Raw genomic sequence first — 6,559 nt, 5'->3', positions numbered from 1 at the left:
ACCCTTTTAAGGGTAAGTGAGGTAGTACAAACACCGCTTAAAGCGGTGGCAAAGTAGTCAGAGCATTTTGGCTTGAGCAAAGCGAAAGCCAGCGCCTTGAGACGCCAGCTTTTATTATTGGCTTATAGCTGATGTGCAAACGTTATTAAGATAAGTTGGAACTAGTCTTTATTCAATTTTTTAAGTCGCTGGTAAATGATAATTCCACCGATGCAAGTAATAATAAATTCAGTAAAAGGAACTGCTGCCCAGACCCCATTAATTCCGGCAACTTTTGCCAGAATAAAGATTGCGGGGAGAAGGATAATATAACCACGAAGAATCGATAAAGAGAATGATGCTCGTGCTGATCCAATTGCTGTTAAGAAAAGGATGAACAATAGGTTTAACGCGCTGAAGAATACACTTGTAAAGTATATTGGAAGACCAACACTAGCATAGGCGAGGAGTTGGCTAGAGTGAGAAGTATTAAAAACTTCAATAATCGGATGTTTAAAGATAATTAGGATAATAAAGCTGATTGTTGCTAGAAAGAGCGTGATGATCATCCCATTTTTTAACGTCATCGATACATTCTTGTATTCGTGTTTACCAAATTCCCGACTAGCAAGTGGTTGAACACCCAGCGCTACCCCATTAGCAATTGCTAGCACAACAATGGCAATGTTGGAAATAACGCCATATGCGGCAACGGCATAGTTATTAGCCAGTTGCAATAAAACATGGTTAAAGAAATAGATACTGACACCAGTACTTAATTCATTTAATGCTGAAGCAACTCCTAAGCGTGCTGAGCGCCAAATATTTCTTAGACGAGGGACAACCCAGTGCCATTCTAATTGTCGGCCGGCAAACTTACAGTGAAAACTTAAAACTAGCAAGCTAATTGCTGGCGAGAATAATACCGCTAAGGCTGCTCCTTCCAATTTAAGACCCATTCCAAAGATAAAGAACCAGTCGATAAGGATAACAGATAATGTTTCGGTTAAGGTGGCCTTCATTGTTAAAGTGGGATTACCGTCGTTACGAATAAAATTAATGGCAATGTAGTTAACCATATAGAGAGGCCCACTCCATGAAATTATTCGTAAATAAACGATTGCCATTTGGCGCGTTGCATCATCTGCGCCAAGAAAATTAACTACTGGAGTCGCAAAAATGTTTAATAGAATTGCTAGGATAAGGCCGAAAGAAAAAGCAAAAATCACCAGTTGGCTAAATAATGATTTGATTCTTTCAGGATGCATAACCTTATTTAACGAAAAGATTGTCGCACCTCCGACTCCCAGTAATAGTCCAGTTCCATTAAAAACGTTGAAAAGTGGCAACACCAGGTTAAGGGTAGTTAAACCTAAAGCTCCCGCCGCAATTGAAATAAAAAGGGTGTCAATAATAACATACATTGACATCCCGAGGGTGGCGACAACATTACGAACAACATAATGCTGCACTTCTTTTGTAATTGACATTAGTAAAAACCTCCACAAAACTTGCTCCCATCCTCCCTGTTGGACGCCTGTTTGAGAAGCATAAATTAATTTGTTGTAGAACCCGGCGATTCTACTTTCCTTATTTCATTTATTGATATTTTAGCAAATATTCTCATTGCTTATATTATAATTCCATTACAATGGTCGATTTCGTGTTGCACAATCTCAGCAGCAAAATCCATGAGTTCTAATGTTTGCATTTGCCAACTCTGATTATGAAATTTAACGGTAATTTGCTTATAACGCTTAGTAGGACGCGTTCCGCTTAATGAAAGACATCCTTCTGTAGTTTGGTAAGGGTGACTTTTAGCGATGATTTGTGGATTGAACATTACGACATTAAAGGGACCAATCCGCGCGATAATTGCATTTTTATTTACGCCAATCATATTAGCAGCCATTCCAACACATTCAGCTTGGTGAGCATTAAGCGTATCGATAAGATCATTTGCAAGAGGCAAATCGGCTTTAGTTGTAGGAATTGCTTTTTTTCCAAGTAACTGTTGGTCTTTAATAATCGGTTTAATCATGTTAGTTTCTCCTAAAAAACAAAGCCGAGAAAAAACTTTTGCTTTCTCCCAGCTTTTTGATAATTATTTTTTATGATGTTGCTGTTTACCAGCATTACGTTGGCGATTACGGTTTGCTTGATCGCTTGGATTGGCATCACCCTTACGTAATTGATCAATCGCATCAGTTGGTTTAGTTGAAGAACTAGGGGTGTTAATTACTGGTGCTTTAGGCATTTTAATTGGGTTCTTTTTGGCCTCTTCTTCAATTTGGCGGCGAATCCGTGGCCGGTAAGCATTGACCATCAAGGTTTGTAAGATGGCAAATAGTCCACCGATGAAGAAGTAAAGACCTAATCCAGCAGAAGAAGTGATAGAAATGAAGAAGGTCATAAAAGGACTCATCCAAATAGCAGCTTTCATTTGCTTTTTCTGGGCCTCAGGAACACCGACAAGGCCAAGATAGCTTTGGGCAGCATAGGCGATAAAAGATAAGACTGCTAAGATAATGCTTGGCTTACCAAGTGGAATTCCGAAGAAAGTTGCATGGTAAAGGTCTGGAGAATAACGAATAGCAGCATATAAGGCGGCAAAGATTGGCAACTGAATTAACAATGGAAGACAGCCAATCCCACCAGTTAAGCTAATATTGTTATCCCGGTAAAGAGCCATCATTTGTTGACTAACGGCAGCCTGTTCTTCAGGTGTCTTAGCCGCTTTTTGTTTTTCTGTTAGTTCTTTAATCAATGGTTGAACCTTGGACATCTTTTCTTGCATAATGGTTGATTTTTTCATTTGTGAGAACATTACCGGTAAAAGAATTGTTCGCACAACTACCACAATGACAATAATTGCCCAACCGTAGTTATTACCCATGTGACTGGCTAACCATTCCATCAAGTGTTGCATTGGTTTAGCCATATAATCATAGACAAACCCGTATGGCCGACCGCTCTTGGTAGTCCGTACACATCCGCTAAGAAGAAGCAGGAGGGTAAAGAGGCCACCAGCGATCGTTATTTGTTTTCGTTTCATATTAATGAATCAAACTCCCTTATTTCTTTGTATATTAATTACGTTAATAGTACGTATTTTACTCTATTCAGGAATTGAATTCTACCGCTAATCGCGAACTAATGCGTGATTTGAAATGAATGATGGTAGTTTTGCAGACTTCCCTTAGTGATTTTGGCCTTATTAATTCGAGCGTAGGGGGTCGGCCCAGCTTTAATTTTAGAGATTAATTGTTTAACAATCTCAATGGGACCCTGCAATTCGCAATAAACGCTCCCATCATTCTTATTCATAACAATCCCCTCTATTCCTGCTTGCTGTGCCAACCGATAGACGCTCCAGCGGAAGCCAACTCCTTGGACGCGGCCAGTAATGGTAAGATGATAATTAACCATAATTGAAACTCCTTAATGAAAACTTATTATTAGTTAATAACAATTGTACAACAGGAACATGGTATAATTTAATTAACAAGAAGGAGCATGTAAATTATATGGAACAATTAACATCAATTCACAATCAGCACGTTAAAGATTGGAAAAAGCTACAAACCAAAAAAGCACGACGCCAGACTGGTACTTACCTGTTAGATGGCTGGCACTTAGTTCACGAAGCGTCTAAAGCTGGAACCGAGCTTTTAGAAGTAGTGGGGACAACTGAACAATTAGCTGCTCATCCAGAGCTTGAAGGAATGGCTAATGCAACCTATGAAGTTACTGAAGAGATCATGAAGCATATTACTGATACGGTAACACCTCAAGGAATTGCCGCGGTTGTTGCTTTACCAGATTCTCATCGTTTACCAGCAGGGCCATTGCATGGGGCATGGCTTTTCCTCGACCGGGTTCAAGATCCAGGAAACGTGGGGACAATGGTGCGGACAGCGGATGCCGCTGGGTTTACTGGGGTAGTAGTTGGCCAACGCTCGGCAGATTTATTTGGTCCTAAAGTTGTTCGTTCAATGCAAGGAAGCCAATTCCACCTTCAAATGTTTGAGGGTGACTTAAGAAAGTGGATTGATGATTTTAAATCAATCAATGCTCCGGTATATGGAACCCAACTGAATCCCCAAGCCAAAAACTTCCGGACTGTTGATCCTGGCGATACCTTTGCCTTAATTATGGGCAATGAAGGACAGGGGATGAGCGATGATCTTCTTTCACAAACAACTGATAATCTCTATATCCCAATGCGTGGTGAAGCAGAATCGCTTAACGTGGCTATCTCTGCAGGAATCTTAATGTTTCAGCTTAATCAAAATCTAGATTAAATTAATTTATTTTCTCGTTAAAATCGTGTATGATAATTGCAATAATATAGAAAAGGGGTATTACATGAAATCAAAAAATGAATGGCGCACCGATAAAGAGTATGTTTCAATCGTTGCCGATCTTTTAGCCCAGCCAGCTGTCAAAAAGCTAGCGAACTATACTCAGCATCATCACTCTACCCGCCTGCAACATTCTATTGCGGTTTCGTATGATAGCTACAAAATTGCTAAAAAAATGCATCTTGATTATCGTAGTACTGCGCGGGCAGGCTTATTGCATGATCTCTTTTACTATGATTGGCGGACAACCAAGTTCAATTTAGGAACTCATGCTTTTATCCATCCCCGAGTTGCATTACGCAATGCTGAAAAGATAACCCCGTTAAATAAAAAAGAAAAGGATATTATCCTTAAGCATATGTTTGGCGCAACGTTGGCAGTGCCACGTTATTCAGAGAGCCTAATCGTATCGCTAGTTGACGATTTTGAAGCAGAGCATGAATTCTTTGGACCGCTACGTGCAAAGATGCGCCGAAAGATTAAGAAACGTCGGATACGAACAACTTGGTAGAGGAGAGGGAGAGTTAAATTATGGAACAATTGGTAGCAGAAAAGGTACTTGATGAAGACTGTAAACTTTGTCCAAAATTTACACGTACATTTATGATCTTGGGAAAAAAATGGAACGGATTGATCATTGAAGTGCTACTTAAAAACGGCAACATGCGGTTTAAGGATATTGCTAGTAGCATTGCAAAGTGCAGCGACCGAGTTTTATGCGAACGATTAAAAGAGCTCGAAGACGAACAGATTGTTATTCGCAACACTTACGAAGGTTCTAGTCGCGTAGATTATTCTCTGACTGAACGTGGTCAAGAATTGCGCCCAGTCATGGAAGCCGTTCATACCTGGAGTGACAAGTGGATTTAAAAATAACGCTTGACGCCTTACAGATGATTGTCTAGAATATGTAATTGAATTAAAAGCGATGATGAGAGCTAGTAGCTAGACGATCCTGTTAGAGAGTTGCAACCATGAGCTGAGAATTGCAATCAGTGATCTAAAGCGAATTTCACTTTCGGAGCTGATACGTAATGGTATTCCGGCCAATCACCGTTATTGATTATTTGAGTGTGTAGGATTCGTTCCTACAAACTAGGGTGGTACCGCGAAGCCTCGTCCCTATCTTGGGATGAGGCTTTTTTGAATTAAGGAGTGAAAATATGGGACTAAGAGAGAAATTAGCCGAACTTCGTGAAGAAGGATTGCAAGATATTAAACAATCAGAGGATTTAAAACGAATTAATGAAATCCGCGTAAAGATGCTGGGAAAGAAAGGTCCTATTACGTCAGTTCTTCGAGGCATGCGTGACCTCAGCACTGAAGAACGACCAAAAGTAGGGCAATTTGCTAACAAGGTGCGGGATGAATTGTCAGCAGCGATTGAAGAAAAGCGTGCTGAGCTAGAACAGGCCGCTATGAACGCTAAGTTAGCAGCCCAAACAATTGATGTTACTCTTCCTGGTACACCAGTAGCACAAGGACAACCCCATGTTATTCAACAAATTATTGACCAAGTTGTGGACTTGTTTGTATCAATGGGTTATGAAGTAGCAGTTGGGGATGAAGTTGAACAAGAAGTTTATAACTTTGAAAAGCTTAACTTGCCTAAAGATCACCCAGCTCGTGACATGCAAGATACATTTTATGTTACTCCATCGGTTTTGATGAGGACACAAACGTCACCAATGCAAGCGCGGATGCTTGAAAAACATGATTTTAGTCAGGGTCCATTAAAGATGATTTCACCAGGTAAGGTTTATCGACGTGATACTGATGATGCAACGCACAGTCACCAATTCCACCAAATTGAAGGAATGGTTGTTGGTAAAAATATTACGATGGCCGATTTGAAAGGAACTCTTGAAGCAGTTGCTCAAAACCTCTTTGGTGATAAGTTAGAGGTGCGCTTACGACCAAGTTACTTCCCATTTACTGAACCATCAGTTGAAGCAGATATTACTTGTTTCAACTGTCTTGGTAAGGGGTGTGCAATTTGTAAACAAACTGGTTGGATTGAAGTGCTTGGTGCCGGAATGGTTCATCCAAATGTGCTTAAGATGTCGGGCGTTGATCCTGAAGAATACGGCGGTTTTGCCTTTGGACTTGGACCAGATCGTTTTGCCATGCTGAAGTACGGCGTTGATGATATCCGTAACTTCTATCAAAATGATGTCCGCTTCCTTAACCAATTTGACCAGAAAGGATAATGTGAA

8 protein-coding genes and 1 other annotated feature are annotated in these 6,559 nt (G+C 40.3%); of the genes, 4 read left to right on the top strand and 4 right to left on the bottom strand.

Annotated features, from left to right (window positions below; genetic code table 11):
• Positions 1-161: 161 nt before the first annotated feature.
• The 4 genes from H5S10_RS10095 to H5S10_RS10080 form a co-directional block, all read right to left on the bottom strand.
• Positions 162-1,469, bottom strand: coding sequence for an MATE family efflux transporter (locus H5S10_RS10095; protein ID WP_182586911.1), 1,308 nt, complete (start codon positions 1,467-1,469; stop codon positions 162-164).
• A 140-nt stretch (positions 1,470-1,609) separates the two neighbouring features.
• Positions 1,610-2,020, bottom strand: coding sequence for a peptide deformylase (locus tag H5S10_RS10090; RefSeq protein WP_182586912.1), 411 nt, complete (start codon positions 2,018-2,020; stop codon positions 1,610-1,612).
• Positions 2,021-2,083: 63 nt separating this feature from the next.
• Positions 2,084-3,034 carry a membrane protein insertase YidC gene (yidC, locus tag H5S10_RS10085; RefSeq protein ID WP_182586913.1) on the bottom strand — a complete coding sequence of 317 codons (951 nt, stop codon included), beginning with the start codon at positions 3,032-3,034 and terminating at the stop codon, positions 2,084-2,086.
• Positions 3,035-3,132: 98 nt separating this feature from the next.
• Complete coding sequence (locus tag H5S10_RS10080) at positions 3,133-3,408, bottom strand: acylphosphatase (RefSeq protein WP_182586914.1); 276 nt, start codon at positions 3,406-3,408, stop codon at positions 3,133-3,135.
• A gap of 98 nt (positions 3,409-3,506) precedes the next feature.
• Here H5S10_RS10080 and H5S10_RS10075 point away from each other — a divergent pair, with 98 nt between their 5' ends.
• The 4 genes from H5S10_RS10075 to pheS all read left to right on the top strand — a co-directional run bounded on the left by H5S10_RS10075 (position 3,507) and on the right by pheS (position 6,553).
• Positions 3,507-4,283, top strand: coding sequence for a TrmH family RNA methyltransferase (locus tag H5S10_RS10075; protein ID WP_182589442.1), 777 nt, complete (start codon positions 3,507-3,509; stop codon positions 4,281-4,283).
• A 64-nt stretch (positions 4,284-4,347) separates the two neighbouring features.
• A complete protein-coding gene (locus H5S10_RS10070; RefSeq protein ID WP_182586916.1) occupies positions 4,348-4,854 on the top strand; it encodes an HD domain-containing protein in 507 nt (168 codons plus the stop codon).
• Positions 4,855-4,874: 20 nt separating this feature from the next.
• Complete coding sequence (locus H5S10_RS10065) at positions 4,875-5,213, top strand: winged helix-turn-helix transcriptional regulator (protein WP_182586917.1); 339 nt, start codon at positions 4,875-4,877, stop codon at positions 5,211-5,213.
• A gap of 49 nt (positions 5,214-5,262) precedes the next feature.
• Positions 5,263-5,470, top strand: a binding site (T-box leader).
• Positions 5,471-5,506: 36 nt separating this feature from the next.
• On the top strand, positions 5,507-6,553 hold the full coding sequence (gene pheS / locus H5S10_RS10060; RefSeq protein ID WP_182589441.1) for a phenylalanine--tRNA ligase subunit alpha: 1,047 nt from the start codon (positions 5,507-5,509) through the stop codon (positions 6,551-6,553).
• Positions 6,554-6,559 lie beyond the last annotated feature (6 nt).

This window comes from Limosilactobacillus balticus (assembly GCF_014145615.1).
Taxonomy (GTDB): domain Bacteria; phylum Bacillota; class Bacilli; order Lactobacillales; family Lactobacillaceae; genus Limosilactobacillus; species Limosilactobacillus balticus.
This window is presented reverse-complemented; position numbering and strand designations above follow the sequence as displayed.

What these genes read in the sequence shown, in the direction of transcription:
- yidC (WP_182586913.1), bottom strand. Translation starts at nt 3,034, where the DNA reads ATGAAACGAAAACAAATAACGATCGCTGGTGGCCTCTTTACCCTCCTG.
- pheS (WP_182589441.1), top strand. Translation starts at nt 5,507, where the DNA reads ATGGGACTAAGAGAGAAATTAGCCGAACTTCGTGAAGAAGGATTGCAA.
- H5S10_RS10090 (WP_182586912.1), bottom strand. Translation starts at nt 2,020, where the DNA reads ATGATTAAACCGATTATTAAAGACCAACAGTTACTTGGAAAAAAAGCA.
- H5S10_RS10065 (WP_182586917.1), top strand. Translation starts at nt 4,875, where the DNA reads ATGGAACAATTGGTAGCAGAAAAGGTACTTGATGAAGACTGTAAACTT.
- H5S10_RS10075 (WP_182589442.1), top strand. Translation starts at nt 3,507, where the DNA reads ATGGAACAATTAACATCAATTCACAATCAGCACGTTAAAGATTGGAAA.
- H5S10_RS10095 (WP_182586911.1), bottom strand. Translation starts at nt 1,469, where the DNA reads ATGTCAATTACAAAAGAAGTGCAGCATTATGTTGTTCGTAATGTTGTC.
- H5S10_RS10070 (WP_182586916.1), top strand. Translation starts at nt 4,348, where the DNA reads ATGAAATCAAAAAATGAATGGCGCACCGATAAAGAGTATGTTTCAATC.
- H5S10_RS10080 (WP_182586914.1), bottom strand. Translation starts at nt 3,408, where the DNA reads ATGGTTAATTATCATCTTACCATTACTGGCCGCGTCCAAGGAGTTGGC.